Source organism: Streptomyces hirsutus (genome assembly GCF_001418415.1).
In the GTDB taxonomy this organism is placed as follows: Bacteria; Actinomycetota; Actinomycetes; order Streptomycetales; family Streptomycetaceae; genus Streptomyces; species Streptomyces hirsutus.
On the sequence record NZ_LIQT01000257.1, the window covers coordinates 13823 to 29633 of the forward strand.

Annotated in this window: 16 protein-coding genes and 1 pseudogene; 6 read left to right on the top strand and 11 right to left on the bottom strand. The window is 71.8% G+C overall.

The features are described from left to right. Nucleotides 1-26: 26 nt before the first annotated feature. Nucleotides 27-479: a hypothetical protein gene (locus tag AOK11_RS19670; protein WP_055595026.1), complete on the bottom strand. Its 453-nt coding sequence runs from the start codon at nt 477-479 to the stop codon at nt 27-29. Between the two features lie 475 nt (nt 480-954). On the opposite strand from AOK11_RS19670, the gene AOK11_RS41985 reads away from it, so the two are divergent. Further along, nucleotides 955-1128, top strand: a complete 174-nt coding sequence (locus AOK11_RS41985; protein ID WP_107098629.1) for a hypothetical protein — start codon at nt 955-957, stop codon at nt 1126-1128. A 175-nt stretch (nt 1129-1303) separates the two neighbouring features. Here AOK11_RS41985 and AOK11_RS19675 read toward each other — a convergent pair whose 3' ends face one another. Together AOK11_RS19675 and AOK11_RS19680 are read right to left on the bottom strand one after the other, a co-directional pair. Further along, complete coding sequence (locus AOK11_RS19675; protein ID WP_055595027.1) at nt 1304-1732, bottom strand: VOC family protein; 429 nt, start codon at nt 1730-1732, stop codon at nt 1304-1306. A gap of 397 nt (nt 1733-2129) precedes the next feature. Continuing rightward, the gene (locus tag AOK11_RS19680; RefSeq protein WP_055595028.1) at nt 2130-3551 is read right to left on the bottom strand and encodes a lipase maturation factor family protein; all 1422 of its coding nucleotides are present in this window, start codon (nt 3549-3551) and stop codon (nt 2130-2132) included. A gap of 222 nt (nt 3552-3773) precedes the next feature. Between AOK11_RS19680 and AOK11_RS19685 the strand changes: the two genes are divergently transcribed. Beyond that, entirely contained in the window at nt 3774-5927 is a 2154-nt protein-coding gene (locus tag AOK11_RS19685) for a SpoIIE family protein phosphatase (protein WP_055595029.1), read from the top strand. 331 nt (nt 5928-6258) lie between these two features. Here AOK11_RS19685 and AOK11_RS19690 read toward each other — a convergent pair whose 3' ends face one another. The 3 genes from AOK11_RS19690 to AOK11_RS19700 all read right to left on the bottom strand — a co-directional run bounded on the left by AOK11_RS19690 (nt 6259) and on the right by AOK11_RS19700 (nt 8290). Beyond that, nucleotides 6259-6915 (bottom strand): zf-HC2 domain-containing protein, encoded by a 657-nt coding sequence (locus AOK11_RS19690; RefSeq protein ID WP_055595030.1) that lies wholly within the window; start codon nt 6913-6915, stop codon nt 6259-6261. A 151-nt stretch (nt 6916-7066) separates the two neighbouring features. After that, complete coding sequence (locus AOK11_RS19695; protein WP_055595031.1) at nt 7067-7609, bottom strand: hypothetical protein; 543 nt, start codon at nt 7607-7609, stop codon at nt 7067-7069. A 135-nt stretch (nt 7610-7744) separates the two neighbouring features. After that, nucleotides 7745-8290: a sigma-70 family RNA polymerase sigma factor gene (locus AOK11_RS19700; protein ID WP_055595040.1), complete on the bottom strand. Its 546-nt coding sequence runs from the start codon at nt 8288-8290 to the stop codon at nt 7745-7747. Between the two features lie 223 nt (nt 8291-8513). Between AOK11_RS19700 and AOK11_RS19705 the strand changes: the two genes are divergently transcribed. After that, complete coding sequence (locus AOK11_RS19705) at nt 8514-9650, top strand: CapA family protein (protein ID WP_055595032.1); 1137 nt, start codon at nt 8514-8516, stop codon at nt 9648-9650. A 22-nt stretch (nt 9651-9672) separates the two neighbouring features. Here the strand turns inward: AOK11_RS19705 and AOK11_RS19710 are convergent, their stop codons facing one another. Further along, nucleotides 9673-10158, bottom strand: a complete 486-nt coding sequence (locus AOK11_RS19710) for a MarR family winged helix-turn-helix transcriptional regulator (protein WP_055595033.1) — start codon at nt 10156-10158, stop codon at nt 9673-9675. Between the two features lie 57 nt (nt 10159-10215). Between AOK11_RS19710 and AOK11_RS19715 the strand changes: the two genes are divergently transcribed. Further along, the gene (locus AOK11_RS19715; protein ID WP_055595034.1) at nt 10216-11031 is read left to right on the top strand and encodes an alpha/beta fold hydrolase; all 816 of its coding nucleotides are present in this window, start codon (nt 10216-10218) and stop codon (nt 11029-11031) included. A gap of 43 nt (nt 11032-11074) precedes the next feature. On the opposite strand, the pseudogene AOK11_RS19720 reads toward AOK11_RS19715, so the two are convergent. Beyond that, nucleotides 11075-11529, bottom strand: a pseudogene (locus AOK11_RS19720) (universal stress protein); the annotation flags it as partial. A 116-nt stretch (nt 11530-11645) separates the two neighbouring features. Between AOK11_RS19720 and AOK11_RS19725 the strand changes: the two are divergent. Beyond that, complete coding sequence (locus tag AOK11_RS19725) at nt 11646-12485, top strand: polysaccharide deacetylase family protein (RefSeq protein ID WP_206188885.1); 840 nt, start codon at nt 11646-11648, stop codon at nt 12483-12485. Nucleotides 12486-12536: 51 nt separating this feature from the next. Here the strand turns inward: AOK11_RS19725 and AOK11_RS19730 are convergent, their stop codons facing one another. Further along, nucleotides 12537-13202: a class F sortase gene (locus AOK11_RS19730; protein WP_055595035.1), complete on the bottom strand. Its 666-nt coding sequence runs from the start codon at nt 13200-13202 to the stop codon at nt 12537-12539. Between the two features lie 332 nt (nt 13203-13534). On the opposite strand from AOK11_RS19730, the gene AOK11_RS19735 reads away from it, so the two are divergent. Next, the gene (locus tag AOK11_RS19735; RefSeq protein ID WP_055595036.1) at nt 13535-14032 is read left to right on the top strand and encodes a hypothetical protein; all 498 of its coding nucleotides are present in this window, start codon (nt 13535-13537) and stop codon (nt 14030-14032) included. A gap of 147 nt (nt 14033-14179) precedes the next feature. Here the strand turns inward: AOK11_RS19735 and AOK11_RS19740 are convergent, their stop codons facing one another. Continuing rightward, nucleotides 14180-14734: a hypothetical protein gene (locus AOK11_RS19740; protein WP_055595037.1), complete on the bottom strand. Its 555-nt coding sequence runs from the start codon at nt 14732-14734 to the stop codon at nt 14180-14182. A gap of 222 nt (nt 14735-14956) precedes the next feature. Next, on the bottom strand, nt 14957-15721 hold the full coding sequence (locus AOK11_RS19745; RefSeq protein ID WP_095534173.1) for a bestrophin-like domain: 765 nt from the start codon (nt 15719-15721) through the stop codon (nt 14957-14959). Nucleotides 15722-15811: the final 90 nt, after the last annotated feature.

Here is a 15811-nt window from a genome sequence, read left to right on the forward strand (position 1 = left end):
GCGCCCGACGGCCGGCGGCGGGGGAGTCATTCCACCGCGCCGAGCCGGGAGTTGCGGGCCGCCAGCAGCTCCAGCACGGTGCGCCAGTCCTCCAGGACCCCCGCGTCGAAGCAGGCGCCGAGGGCCTCCTCGTCCGCCGTGCGCAGGGCGAGGAGGTCGTCCTCCTCGCCCCGGAGGGCGTGCCGGGGCCGGCTGCGGACCAGCCCCGCCACCCGCTCGCCGAGCAGCGCGCGCACCGCGTCCGCGGACCGGTCGGCCCGCGTGGCGGGCTCGCCCGGCCACAGCAGCCGGCCGACCGGCCGGACCAGACCCGCCACCTGAAGCTCCTTGTCGGCGGGACGTTGCCGGCGCAGCAGTGCGGCGGTGCGCAACGCATGGTCGTACGCGTCGACCGGGGCCCCGCCGGGAACCGGGACGTCCCGGGCGCCCCGGCAGGCGTACAGCAGGTCCATCAACTCCTCGACACTGCGCAGCTCCATGCGCCGGTCCTCCTGGAAGACAGCCGTTTGCCGTACGGCAGCACACCATGACGAGCTTGCGGGTCGGCCAACAGGACTTGAACTGCGCCGGGACCATGCGGTCTTCTCGAAAGCGCGGACCCCTTGTAGCCCGATCGAGTGATCGGTGGTGACATCCTCCATGGTGAATTAGAGGTATATAAGGGGGCGAGAGGCGCAGTCCGACACGTGATCGTTACGGCGAGTTTTCAGCCCCATCGAGCAGGGGTCCGCTCATTTGGTTAATCTGAGCCGGACGGGCAGCAGTAAAGGGTCCTACCCACACCCACCGGTCCGTCATGGGACACGTCGCTTCACAAGGGCCTGCTCTCCTACGACCAACCGGCGCCACCGCGTCCGAACGGCTTTCGCATCATGCCCGAGCGGACGTACGACGCGGGCGCGGCAGGAGCGGCGCGGCACGTCCCGAGGGTGACCGACACATAAGGAGTGCGCGGTGACACCGGAGAAGACCAACGTGGATCAGCCCGTCAAGGAACGTTTCGAGCGCGCAGGCCGCCCGGCAGGCGAGCTCGGCAGTCTCGACGTGTGGGCCCGGTCGGCCCCGATCCGCCTGGCGGGCTACGAGGACGATCTCGCCGAGCCCCACATCCTGCCCAGCGTCGACTGAGACCGGTCCCCTCCCGTGTGATCGCCGCCCGAGCCGTCGCCGCGGGTGAGGCGTACCCCCGTGACCCGGACACCTCCTGGGAGGTGTCCGAGTCCTGTGGACGAACCCGGCGAGACGCGGACGGGTCGGGCCGCACGTCATGCGCCGGGCGCCGTGACCGGGCCGGCGGCCCTGCTCAGGGGCGGGCGTAGGGCCGGGTCATGATCTCCAGGTTGTGGCCGTCGGGGTCGTCGAAGTAAGCGCCGCGCCCGCCGAAGAGGCGGTTGATCCTGCCGGGTTCGGTGTGGTTCGGGTCCGCGTAGTAGGTGACCCCGACCGCCTCCAGGCGGGCGATCGTCGCGTCGAACCGATCCTCGGGGACGAGGAAAGCGTAGTGCTGCGACTGGATGGGCTCGTCACGCTGTTCGTAGTAGTCGAGGGTCACGCCGTTGCCCAGGTCGACGGGCAGGAACGGGCCGAAGGGGGCGCCGACCTCCAGCCCCAGGAGCACGGCGAGGAACTCGGCCGACAGGCGGCGGTCGCGGGCGAGGACGGCGATGTGATTCAACTGGACGGCTGTGGTGGGCGGTTCGGGCACGGCGGACGAGAGGAGTGCGTCGGGCATGGCGGGTTCGTCTCCGGGTGTCGGTTTCCGTCGGACATGCCGCGCGGAGCGCGGCGGAAGCGGGAAAGGAACGCGGAGAGGAGGCGGGGCGCGGGCGAGGCCCTGCCCCTGGCCGGGCCTGAGCGGGGGAGTCCCCGCCCGGCTCACGCCGAGGCCGGGAGCGTCTTTCGTGTGTGGCCCAAGGCCGACCCGGCAGTCACCCGGCCGACGATAGGCGCACGCCGCTGACCACCGCAACACCCGGGCGGACCGGGCCGCGAGGAGACCCTGCGGGATCCGGGCGGTCCCACGGGGTGATCTTCGGAGGACGGAGGTCTGCCGAAGGCCGGCACCTGTGTCCGGCGGACCGCGACGCCGCCGAACGCCGGGAGGTCCTCGGAGCCACCGCCACCCGCTTCTACGGCCTGTCGACCGCCCCCGCCAGCCGGGTCGGCGGCAGATACTCGCGCACGTACGTCCGCTCCCAGCACGCCCCCGTCTCCCGCAGCTCGCGCCAGGTCGTGTACCGGTAGCGGAACAGCCGGGCGCGGACGTACCGGGGCGGCGCGTCCGGTGGGAAGGGGGAGCGGCGCAGCAGCCGCAGCGTGTCGCGGTCGCCCTCCAGCAGCCGCTCCACCAGCGCGCCGAACCACGGCCCGGCGTAGGACGGCGACAGTGCGGCGAACCACATCAGCCAGTCGAGCCGCAGATGGTACGGCGCGAACTGGCGCGGCCAGCGCCGGGGATCCCCCGGCTTGCCCCGGAACTCGTACTCCCGCCAGTCCGCGTCCTTCCGGGGCGTTCCGTCCGCGGTGCCCTCGATCACCACCTCGTACCGGATCCGGCTGACGCTGCCGAACGCCCCGTAGGTGTTGACCAGGTGCAGCGGGTCGAAGGACCGGTTCATCACCTGGCGGCGGGAGAGCATGTTGCGCACGGGGTGGCGGCTGAGAGCGAGCAGCAGCGCGGACACCGCGAGGACGACGACCACGTACCACAGCGGGGCGCCGGCCGTGTCCGGGGGAGTGGTGGGGAACGCGACCACGGACAGGGCCAGCACGATCGTGATCCAGTTCAGCCAGGAGAAGTTGCCCGACAGCACCAGCCACAGCTGTGTGGCGATCATCAGTGCGGCGGCAATCGTGGCCACCGGCTGAGGAGCGAACAGCAGGCACGGAACGACCAACTGGGTGACATGGTTCGCGGCCACCTCGACCCGGTGCAGCGGCTTCGGAAGATGGTGGAAGAACCAGCTCAGCGGCCCCGGCATCGGCTGGGTCTCGTGATGGTGGTCCAGGCAGGTGAGATTCCGCCAGCACGCGTCGCCGCGCATCTTGATCAGCCCCGCGCCGAACTCGACCCGGAACAGCACCCACCGCAGCAGGAACAGCACGACGGCCGGCGGGGCCACCTCGTCGTTGCCGAGGAACACCGCGAGGAAGCCGACCTCGAGCAGCAGCGACTCCCAGCCGAAGGCGTACCAGACCTGCCCGACGTTGACGATCGACAGGTACAGCGTCCAGGGCACCAGCCACAGCAGCATCCCGGCCCACAACGGAAGCCAGGAGTCCATCCCCGCGAGCAGCGCCGCCGACACCGCGCAGCCCGCCCAGGCGCAGCCCGCGAAGAACCGGTCCGAGTAGCGCAGCTGGAACAGACCGGGCGCCCGCGCGAACGGGGTCCGCTCCACGAACCGGGGCACCGGCAGCATTCCGCGCTCGCCGATCAGCGCACGGAACTGCAGCATCGCCGTCAGGAACGCGATCAGGTACAGCCCGGCCAGCCCCCGCTGGAAGACCAGCCGGCTCAGCCAGTAGTCGGATGCGGTGAACCACTCCACGGCCGTGCGCTCCCTCCCCGCCCCTTGTCCGTACCCGGTTGCCCGTCCTCCCGTCCTCCCGTCTTCCCGTCTTCCCGTCCTCTTGTCCTCCCCGTCCTTCGGCCGCCGTCGCCGGCCGTTTTTCCTGCGACTCTCCGTATACCCGGAGCGGCCGAAGCCGTCCCGAGGACGCCAGGGACGTCACCGGTCGAAGAATCGGATGAACCCTGACAAGGTGGGTCCATGGCTGATCGGGGAGCGAGCGCCCTGTCACTCCCGGACGACTGGCCGGACCACCCGGATCCGATCCTGGCGCTCAACCACATGGGCAGGTTCGACTGGAACCTGGACACCCGGGTGATGCGGATGGATGCCCAGGCCCGCGACATCTTCGACCTGTGCCCCGACGAATCCGACCATCCCGACGTGCTGGTGAGCCGGATCCCGCCCGCCGATATCGTGCGCCTGGACACCGCCGTCTCGCAGGCCCTGAAGGACGGCGGCGAGACCTACGGTGCGTACTTCCGGGTCCGCCGCCGCGACGGCACCCTGCGCTGGACCCACAGCCACGGCCACATCCGCCGGGACGGGGCCGGACTGCCCCACCGCATCCTCGGCGTCATCCGGGACGCCACGGAGGAACTCAGCGACAGCGAGGTGAGAGGGGCGCAGGACGCCCAGGCGGACGCCCTGCGCAAGCAGACCAACATCGTCCAGCTCACCACGGCCGCCCTCGCCCACGCCCGCACCGTGCAGGACGTCATCGACGCCGTCAAGAACACCCACGGCCTCGCCCTTCTGGGCGCCACCAGTCTCGTCATGGGTCTGGTCGAGGCCGGCCGGATCCGGCTGGTCGCCGAGGGGCCCGCCGGCAGCTTCGTCCCGGGCACCCGGGTCACCCGGATCGACGAGCAGTACCCGATGAGCGAGGCCGTGCGGACCCTGAGCCCGCGCTTCATCGAGTCGCCGGAGGAGTTCACCGAACGCTACCCGGTGCTGTGGCCGCACCTCACCGACCTGCGCATCACCTCGGCGGCCTACCTGCCGCTCGTCGTCCAGACCCGCCCGATCGGCGCCATGGGCCTGCTCTACAACGACCGGCGCGGCTTCACCCCCGAGGAGCGCAACCTCCTCGTCGCCCTGGGCAGCAGCATCGCGCAGAGCATGCAGCGGGCCATGTTCTACGAGCAGGAGATGGACCTCGCTCAGGGACTCCAGCAGGCCATGCTGCCCCGCACCATCCCCAGTGTGCCCGGCGCCGACATCGCCGTCCGTTACCGCGCGGCCAGCGTCGGGAGCGGCCTCAGCCGGGACATCGGCGGCGACTGGTACGACCTGATCCCGCTGCCCGGGGGCCGTGTCGGCGCCGTGATCGGCGACGTCCAGGGCCACGACACCCACGCCGCCGCCGTCATGGGCCAGTTGCGCATCGTGCTGCGCGCCTACGCCGCCGAGGGGCATCCGCCGGCCACCGTGATGGCCCGTGCCTCCGTCTTCCTGCACGAACTCGACACCGACCGCTCCGCGACCTGCCTGTACGCCGAGGCGGACCTGTCCACCGGCGTCCTCCAGATGGTCCGGGCCGGCCACCTCGACCCACTCGTCCGGCGTGCCGGCGGCCTCTGCCACCGCGTCCACGTGCCGGGCGGGCTGCCGCTCGGCCTGTCCGCCGAGTTCGACCGGCTCGACTGCCCGGTCGGGACGATGGAGCTCGATCCCGGCGATGTGCTGCTGCTGTGCACCGACGGCCTGGTCGAGCAGCCCGGCGCCGACCTCGACGACGGCATCGAGACCCTCTCCGCGCTCGTCACCACCGGCCCCGAGGACGTACGCGAACTGGCCGACCGGCTCATCGATGTGGCCGAGGAACGCCGCGGGGACGACGACGTGGCCCTGCTCCTGCTGCGCCGCCGCCCGCCGGACAGCCCGCGCGCGGGGGGACGGCTCCAGCAGCACGTGGCCCCCGGCGACCCCGAGGCCCTCACCGAGGCCCGGCGCATGATCCGCGCCGGGGTCGGTGCCTGGGGGGCCGGGAACCGCGCCGACGAGATCGAACTGGTCGCCGACGAGCTGATCACCAACGCCCTGATGCACACCGAGGGGTCCGCCGTCGTCACCCTCAGGGTCCTCACCGGCGGCGAGCGGCGGCTGCGCGTGGAGGTCGAGGACTCCTCCAGCGCCCTGCCGCGCCGCCGCGAGGCGGGGGAGTCGTGCGTCTCGGGGCGAGGTCTGCTCCTCGTCGAGATACTCACGGACGAGTGGGGCGTGGAGGCGCGCGGCGGCGGCAAATGCGTGTGGTCCGAGTTCTCGGTGACCAAGGCCTCCGCCTTCGCGGAGCCGGCGGAGCACGACCACAGTTCCGGCGGCACCCACGGCACGGGACGCGGCTTCCGCTGACCGGTCCGGTCCGGTCCGGTCCGGTCCGGTGCGGTCCGGTCCGGTGCGGAGTGCCACCCCGGACGGGTGCCGGAACCCACCGAGGCCGAGGGACCGCGGACGTTTCCCCACCGAGCAGCCGGCGGGCCACGGGATCGTCCGCGTACGGCCCGTGGCGATCAGCGTCCCGGTGGCCTGCGACCCGCCGCTCGCGGTGTACGTCGTGACGGGCCTGGGGCAGGTGCCGGGCATCGGGAACGTCTGCGACCACGAGACCCCGCACGCGGCGGGGACGCCCCTTCGAACCGGTCGCGTTCCCCACCCCGGAGGACGGGCACGGGGCTCCCCGCTGTCACCGGGGCTTCAACGTCACCAGGTGCTCGCCGTCCGAGGAGCGCAGCTCGTAGCGCTCGACCTGCCCGCTGTGCAGGGTGGAGCCGCTCGTCATGGTGTTGGGGCGGGCGTCGTGACGGGGCACGTGCCAGCTGGTCACGGTCTCCTCGGAGCCGTCCTGCCCGACCACCACCAGCCGGCAGACGCGGGGTCCCGCCCCGTCCTTGACCTTCAGCTCCAGCCGGCTGCCCCAGTCCTCGTCCGCCGTCGTGATCTCCGCCCACACCCCGGACCGCTCGTCGGCCGCCGCGATGCTCTCGGGTGCCCGCTCACCGCCGTCCGAGGACATCAGGGCGAGCGCCGGCGCGGTCACCGCGAGCACCACCGAGGCCGCCAGCGCGAACAGCAGCCGACGGCGCACGGCCCGGTTGCGGCCCGCCGCCTCGGACAGCAGCCGGTCGAGCATCCTCGGGCCCGGCTTGGGCATCGGGTGCGTCAGTGGCGGCGTGGAGCGCCGATACAACATCAACTGCCGTGTCGTCACCCCGAATTCGGTCACCTGTGCAGCGCAGCTGGGGCACTCCATGAGGTGGTCCTCGAAGCGGAAGGCCTCCGCCTCGTCCAGCACACCGAGCGCGTACGCGCCGACGTCGCGATGCCTTTCCAGGGACCTCATGCCGAATCCTCGTACCGTTGGGTGTGGGTGGGGTTACTCGTTGCTCCCACCGGTACGCACCGGGCAGTCGATTCACTCAAGGCGCATGCCGAATCGTAACCAAAGGATTCGGAGCCCTCCGGCCCGCGGATTGGTCCGATTCACCGGAAGGCTAGAAGAGGTGGATAGCGAGGTGTCCGAGGGGGAGCCCGAGTTGCCACGCGGGCGTCCACACCTTCGGCCCCTCGTCCTCCCCGGCCCCCGAGGCGCCGCCCGGCACCGCGTTCAGATCGGGCGCGAGCAGCTCCGTCTCCTGCAGCCAGCGCCAGGCCGACCGGGCGAGTGCCAGGTCGGGATCCACCGTGGTCCGGCCGGCGGTGGTCGAGGAGACGGTGGTGGTGGCGGTGTCCGCGGTCAGGTCCGCCAGGCGTTTCTGCACCCACTCCTGCCACGGCTGGTCGTACGCGGTCAGCGAGAGCCAGGTCTCCAGCTGGGTGATCACCCGGATGCCGGAGAGTTCGCCGTCGGTGTCGGACAGGAAGACGGTCAGGGCCAGTGCGTCCCGGCCGGCCCGGAACTCGAAGGACGTCGTCGGCATCAGGTCGCCGCTGCGCAGCAGTTCGTCGGCGATGTACTCGGCATACAACCAGGCCATGGGGACGGCGAGTTCGCCGTCGTCCGTGCCGTCGGTGCTCTCTTGACCTCTGTGCGGCATCCCTTCCAGCCTTCCTCCGGTACGTGCGCGTCGCCCGAACCCGGGCCCCGGTCCGCAGCACGGATGAGGACAGCCGATTACCTCACAGGGGTCGTCGGCAAGGCGCTTTACGGAGGTTTGACCCGGCCGTCGGTTTCACCGCAGGTCGGCGGCGTATCCCGGAAGCACCCGGCGCAGGGCGCGCAGGGCGTAGTACGCGCGGGACTTCACGGTACCGGGCGGTATCCCCAGTGCCGCCGCGGCCTCCGCCACGCTCGCCCCCTGGAAGTACACGAGCACCAGGACTTCACGGTGCTCCGGAGTGAGTGTCTTCACGGCCCGGCGGACATCGAGCGCCGCCGCGGCCCGTTCGGCGTGGTCGGAGCTCACCCGCGCGTTCTCCAGCACCGCGTCGCCCACCTCGGGCGGCCGTGCCTGCCGGGCCCGCCGCGCGTCGATGGCGAGCCGTCGGCCCACGGTCATCAGCCAGGGCCGTACGGAGTCGAAGTCGTCGGCGCGCAGCGCCTCGGGGTGCTGCCAGGCCCGTACCAGTGTCTCCTGGACGAGATCCTCGGCGCGCTGTCGGTCCCCGTCGCAGAGCCGGAGCAGCAGCGCGAAGAGAGGCCGGCCGTGCTCGCGTTGCAGGGCGGCGAGTTCGTGTTCGGCGGTTGTCCCGTTCATGAGTGTCATTCCGGCCGTCATGGCGGTATGGCAACGTACCGCGCTCTTCGGGGACAGGGCGCGCGCAAAGACGTGCGGCGGACGGTCGATCGCGTCGACGAACGGTTCGACGAACGGTCCGGATGACGGTTCGTGCACGCCGGACGGCCTAAACCGCGTGTCGGAACACCGGGGAAACAGAAAGCGATTCTTATCTATTTGTCAGTAAATACGACAGTGGAACGCCGCATACCGGGGTGAAGCAATGATCGCACGCAGTAGACAGGTGGCCCTGGCCCTCACCGTCGTCCTCGCCGCGGGCGCAGCCTGGCAGGACCGGCACCACCGACCACCGGAATCCGGCCATCCGGGGGCCCCGGTCGTGCGGGACCGTGGCTTCACCCTGGTCGCCTCGGGGGACGTGCTGCCGCACGGCTCGGCCATCGACCGCGCCCGCTTCGACGCGGGCGGCAGCGGCCACGACTTCGGGCCGATGCTCTCCGGCGTCCGATCCGTCGTCGCGGGCGCCGACCTGGCGCTGTGTCACATGGGAACCGCGTACGGCGCCGGCGGCGACTCCACCGACTTCGAGTCCCCGCCGGAGATCGCCCAGGCCCTCGCCGTCACCGGCTACGACGGCTGCTCCATCGCCTCCCGCCACACCCCGGACGACGGCATCCGCCGCACCCTGGACGCCCTCGACCGGGCCGGCCTGCGGCACGCCGGCGCCGCCCGGTCCGAGCACGAGGCCCGCAGGGCGACCGTCCTGCGCGCGGGCCGGGCCGAGGTGGCCCACCTCGCCTACACCTACGGCGCCGGCGTCGCCCCGCTCCCGTCCGGCGAACCCTGGGCCGTCGGCCTCGTCGACGAGACCCGGATCCTCGCCGACGCGCGCACGGCCCGGAAGGCGGGCGCCGACGTGGTCGTGGTCTCCCTGCACTGGGGCACCGAATGGGAGGAGGCCCCCGACGAGCAGCAGGTCGCCCTCGCCCGCTCCCTCACCGCGGCCCGCACCGGCCATCGCCCCGACATCGACCTGATCCTCGGTACCCACTCCCACGTCCCGCAGGCGTACGAGAAGGTCAACGGCACCTGGGTGGTCTACGGGACGGGCGACCAGATCGCCGGCGCGACGACCGGCCACCTGGGCCTCCCGGACCCCCGCGGCAACCAGTCCACCCTGGGACGCTTCACCTTCACCCCGCCCGGGCGCCCGGACGGACGCTGGGAGGTGACGAAGGCCGAGTTCGTCCCGCAGTTCTACGACGTGGACGCCGGCCGTGTGATCGACCTCAACCGGGCCCTCGCCGAGGGCGCCGAGGTCCGGTCCGTCCGCGACCGGATCCGGACCGTGGTGCTGAGCCGGGGCGCGGCGATGGACGGGCTGGTCATGGGGGAGTAGCCCGGACCGGTCGAGGCGGCGGTCAGTTCACGTCCACGGTGTCGAACAGCGTCAGCATCTGTGCGAGGACGCGTACGCAGGAGCGCAGGTCGGCGTCCGTGAGGTCCCCGCCGACCTCCCGCAGCACGGCGTGCTCACGGGCGACGGCGGCGGTGATCGCCGCCCGGCCCCCGTCGGTGAGCCGGATCAGCGACGACCGCTGGTGGGCGGGGTTGGGGGTGCTCTCCACCAGGCCCCGCGCGGCGGCGTCGTTGACCATGCGCTGCACGAACTGACGGCTGATCGCCTGAGCGCGGCCCATCTGGGGCACGGTCATCGGGCCGTGCTTGTGCAGCAGGTCCAGCACGGCCCGTACCCCGACGGACAGACCCTCCACGGCCTCGCCCTGCTCGACCTTGCGCTGCACCCGGCGGTACAGCGGGCCGACCAGATCGAACACCTCCATCAGGCGCGGGCCGAGTTCGTCGGGTGGAAGGGGCTTGTCGGTGTCGTTCCCGGTGTCACTCATTTCTCCATCATGACACCTTGGTTGCCAAACTTCACCGGAGATGACACCTTGGTTGTCATGACTACGATTTCGGAACTCCGGTACTTCACCTCCTCCGACGGCGATCTCGCCTACCACGACAGCGGCGCGGGCGACCTGGTCGTCCTCCTCCACTCCGGCTTCGTCGACCACCGGCTCTTCGAGGACCAGATCCCGGCCCTCGCCGCCCACCACCGGGTGATCGCGCCCGACGTACGAGGCCACGGCTTCTCCGCCAACGCCACGGCACCCTTCCGCTGGGCGGACGACCTCGCCGCCCTGCTGCGCCACCTCGACGCGGGGCCCGCGGTCCTGGCCGGCGTCTCGATGGGCGGCGCCATCGTGACCGACACCGTGCTCGAACATCCGGATCTGGTACGCGCGGTCGTGGTCTGCGGAGCGGCCACCAGCGAGTTCGAGCACACCGATCCGTGGACCCGCCGGATCCAGGCCGAGTTCGCCCGCACGCTGGGCGCCGGTGACATCGAGGGCTGGCTGAACGCCTTCGTACGGGTCGCGGCGGGCGAGCACCGCGGCACCGACGACATCGACCCGGACATCCCGCGCCGGCTGCGGGAGATGGCGCTGCACACGATCTCCAAGCACACCCCGGACGAGAAGGACCGGCGCGTCCCCGTCACCGGCACCTGGGACCGTGTGCCGACGATCGACGTGCCCGTGCTCGCGGTCAACGGCTCACTCGAACCCGCCGATCTGACCGCGGCGGCCGAGCGTCTCGTCCGCGGCGTACGCGACGGCCGCTCCGCCACCATCGAGGGGGCGGGACACTACGCGTGCAGGGAACAGCCCGAGGTCTTCAACGAGATCCTCCTCGGCTTTCTGCGCACCCTCTGACACCGCCCGCCCTCCCGCACACCTTCCGGCGCGACGGTGTCCACGGCACCACCGTCACCGGCCGGCGCCCCGCCTTCGCCAGCCGGACCGCCACCGACCCCACGAACCGGTGGCCCGCCTGCTCCGAGGCGCCCACCACCGCGTCCGCCTTGAGGTCGTCCGCGGCCTTCACCATGCCGTTGTACGGGTCGCCGCGGAAGGTGTGGAACTCCCAGCGGGAGTCGAAGCCCCCCGGACCTGCTCGGACGCCTCCCTGACCTGCCTCACCAGGTCCTCGGCGATCTCGTCCGTGGTCTCCGCCACCGGCGCCCCGAGCGCCGCGCCCGCCGCCGGTACCGGCTGCACGTACACGACGGCGAGCAGGGCGTGCTGCCGCCGGGCCATGCCGGAGGCGTAGGCCGCCGCCCGCAGGGAGGTGTCGGAGCCGTCCACTCCGGCCACGATCGCCTTCGGACCGTCCGTGACCCGTTCGAACTGTGCCGAGCGCTCCTCCGTCACGGCGCCGAGGCCATCGGACGCCCGTGCGGCGGTGGCACTGGGCCGAGCGGGTGGAAACGTCCGGCCGCACAGGTGTCGCCGAGGTCACCCGTCGCCGGGCGGGCGACTGATGAGTCATGCAGAAGGATCAGTTGCTCACGCGGCGCCGGGCGCTGCTCACCGGCGCCGCCGTCGTGGGAGCGGCCGGCACGGCCGGGCTCCTCGCGAAGGGCTCCGGCACCGAGGCGGCACGCCCCGCCGCACCCGCCGCCGGAGCCCAGGCCGCCGGCCGCCCGCTCCAGCCCTCCGCGTACCGCCTCAGACCCCTCACCGGCTACGGCCCGCCCGGGGCGGCCCCCGGCGGAACCCCGGTGCGGAGCGCACCGCTGCTGCGGGTCTCCGGGAGGGGGAGCACCATGGTGCTGACCTTCGACGACGGACCTGACCCCCGCTACACCCCGGACATCCTCGACACGCTCGCGGCGTACGACGTCCGCGCGATGTTCTTCGTGTGCGGGGAAATGGTCTCCTACAACAAGGACCTGCTGGCCCGCATGTCCGACGAGGGACACGTCGTCGGCAACCACACCTGGTCCCACCCCCTGCTCACCCGTCTGTCCCGCGGCAGGATCCGCTCCGAGATGGAACGCACCTGCGACATCATCGAGAAGGGGAACGGCGAACGCCCCCAGTGGTTCCGCGCGCCCTACGGAGCCTGGAACCGTGCCGCCTTCCAGCTCGGCGCCGAACTGGGCATGGAACCCCTCGCCTGGACGGTGGACACCCTCGACTGGACCAGCCCCGGCACCCGCACCATCGTCGACCGGGTGCAGAACGGCGCCGCACCCGGGGTCGTGGTGCTCTCGCACGACGCCGGAGGCGACCGCTCCCAGAGCGTGCGGGCGCTGCGCGAGTACCTGCCCGAACTGCTGGACTCCGGCTACCGGGTCACGGTGCCCCGCCGGCACCACGTCTGAGCCGGGCCGCTCCGGCCGGCTCCCTCCGCCCGCCCGGACGGAGCCGGCCGCTCAGCGGACCTCGGCGAGGCGGGCGAACACGACGACGTTCCCGTCGTAACCGTCCTGCTGGGTGAAACCGCCACCGCAGGTGATGACCCGCAACTCCGAGGAGCCCTTCGAGTTGTAGACCCGGTCACCGGGAAAGTCGTTCTTCGCGAAGACCTCGATGCCGTAGATCTCGAACACCGCGGTCTTTCCGTCCTCGCGCTCGACCTCGACGCGATTGCCCTTTTCCAGAGAACCGAGCCCGTAGAAGACGGTCGGGCCCAGACCGTTGTCGACATGGCCGACCACGACCGCCGTGCCCTTCTCCCCGGGAGCGACCCCGCCGGTGAACCAGCCCGCCAGATTGGGGTCCTCGGGCGGCGGCGCCTCCACCCACCCCTCCGCGTCCAGGCCCACGGCCATCACCGGTGCGTCCACCTGGATCGTCGGAATCCGGACCCGGCTCGGAACCGAGTACGGCAGCGGTCGCACCGTCGCGGCCGTGGTGGCACCGGGCACCCTGCTGTCCGCGGCGGCCACGGCGGGCTGCGGCGGCCCCTCGTCGAACTCCCCCGAACCATTCCGGATGAGCGCGAGGCCGGTGAGCAGAACCAGCGCTATAACGCCCCACGGAGCACGCCTCTTCCGCCGCGCCTCCTCTTCGAATTCGTCCGGTTCGAAAGCAGACATTCGCCTTCCCCTCTCGACACGGCCGTCGCCGTGTCACTCGCGCATGGCGGAAACGCTAAACGCGGCGCACGCAACCGGCGACGGGACAAGGGCGAACGGGTGGCCGGGCGGTGATCGGTAAGCCATCCGGGGTGCCGCCGAGCGAAGATCCTCTGACGGTTCGTGACCTGCGGTGATATCCGAAAGCACGGATCCGTGAGGGCCGCCGCCTCACCGGGACGGACCATCGCCGAAATGCGCGCAGGGGCACGGCAACTGAGGGTCTTGTTGGGAGGCGCTTTCTCGCCGATCGACCGGGGACCGGACCCGGGGCGTCTTCCGCGGAGGATCACATGCGCAAGTCACGTGCCCTGGCGTCCGCCGGTGCCGCGGTCGCCGTCCTCGGGCTCGCCGCCCCGGCCGCCGTCGCGGACGGCGGCCAGGGCTCCAGCCCGTCCAACGTCGTCGCCCTGCCCAGCGTCATCGCCCGCGGCGGCCAGCTGACCATCACCGTCGACGGCTGCCCCAACGGTGGCCACGCCACGTCCAACGCCTTCCCCAGGACCAACCTGACGTCCGGCCACGGCTCCGGCGGCACCGCGAAGGGCACCGCCCCCATCTACAACGACGCCCGCGCCGGCTCGTACGACATCACGGCGCACTGCTCCGGCCGGAGCCTGACCCGGCCGGCCGCCTTCACCGTCCTCGGCGGGGTCCGCGGCGGCCTCGGCGGCAGCAGCACCGACGGGGCTACCCCGACCGACATGGCCATCGGCGGCGGACTGGTGACCTCCGCGGTCGTGGCGGGCAGTATTTTCTGGATGCGCCGTCGTGCCGAGAAGCAGCTCTGAAGCCATTTTCCGCAGTGGCCTTTTCGCAGGTGTGTCCGGAGGCCACGCCCTGGATCCCCGACCGGACCCGGGGCGCAGTCATGTGATCCTGCTGCCCTCCGGACCTGCAGCCCTGCCGACGGGCCGCCCTGACGTCCTGTGGTGCCGTCATGCGCCGTCCCGCGCACCGTCGCGGCGGGTGAAGCGGTACGCGGCGCCCACCGAACCCGTGAGAAGTGCGGCGCCGAGTCCGATCCCACCGAGGTCGAGGCCGGCCAGGCTGCCGCCCTCCCCGGCGTGCACACCCCTCGAATGCCGGGCCGCACCCCCGGATTCCACGGGCAGCGGAGAGGGGAGCGGCGCGGGGCGGCCACCGGCGATGGTCAGACTCGTGGTGCCGGTGACCCCGTCACAGGTGAAGGCCACCTGGTGGACGGCGCCGGGCCTGGCATCCCGGTACACCTCCGCCGTCGCCCCCGAGCGATTCTTCGGAATGGTCACCGGGTCGAGGACCTGTGAGGAGACCGTCGCGCGCCCCTCGCACTCGCCGCCGGTCCGGTCCACGTGCAGAGCGATCCGGTCGCCGGGCTCGACGAGGGAGGGCCGGAGACCGAAACCGAACGGGGTGACATCGCCGTCCACGGCGACGGCACCCGGTGCGGCGGCGAGGGCGAGGGCGCCGACGCCCAGGAGCACGGCGGAAGCGACGCGTATCGCGTGCATGGTGAGTCCTCCGGTGCCGAGGAACGGCGGCGGACCTGTTCCGCTCGCGTCAGGAACGCGTTCCCGATGTCCGAAACGCTAGAAAGTCGCACCGAGCGGCGCGATCGCAGTCACGCGAACGGGTCACTCCCGTGGGCCGTACGGGGGACTCCGGTCCTGCGGGAGGGGGACGCGCACGGCGTGGCGCACGTCCCCGGTACCGGAACCGTGGTGCGGGCCCGGTCAGCTCCCGATGCCGGGGAACAGGAGGCGGAACGGATCGGCCGACGCGGCGAGCCCACGGCTGAACGGCGCGTCGAAATCCCAGATCAGGAAGAGCAGGAAGGCGATCAGCGCCGAGAACAGTCCGGCGAGGATCAGCTCACGCCGGGTACGCCGGATCTGCAGCGCGAAGATCATCCCGATGGTGACGACCGCGCCGCCGATCAGCCCGAACCACACCACACCCGGCATGGTCTCCCCGGTCGACTCCGCACGGGCCGCGCGTGCCTGGTCGGCGGCGGACACCTGGTCGACGAGCGGCTGATAGGCCTGGGCCTCGAAATCCGTCGCCGGTTCGTAGTCGGTGACGTCCCGGCGGACCCGGTCGAGCAACTCCGTCCCGCGCTCGGTGACCTGGCCGTCGTCGGCCATGGCGCGCCATTCGGTGGTCACGACGTGTCCGACATAGGCGTTGACATCGTCCCGAATGCGTTCACGGATGTCGGTCGGATAGATCCGTACCCGCTCCGAGACCTCGTGCAGCGCGACCGCTTCCGCCCGCACATGGTCCTGGGCGGCGCTGCGCCCCTCCCAGACCCCGGCGATGGCCAGGCCCAGGACGATGGCGTACACCACGCCGATCCACATCGTCATGTACTCGATGACGTCCGGGGTCTCGCTGGGGTCCTCGTCGTCGGGGGCCGCGCGGTGGCGTACGAGGGTGATGACGACCACCACGACGCAGACGGCCAGCATCGCGAGGGTGAGAACAAGCCATTCCGGCAAGAGGTGCCTCCACGGTGGGTTGTCGGGTTCGGCGGGGACGGGCGGGCCAGGGCTCAGCGGGGCCGGAGTGCGGCGACGGCGACGATCGCG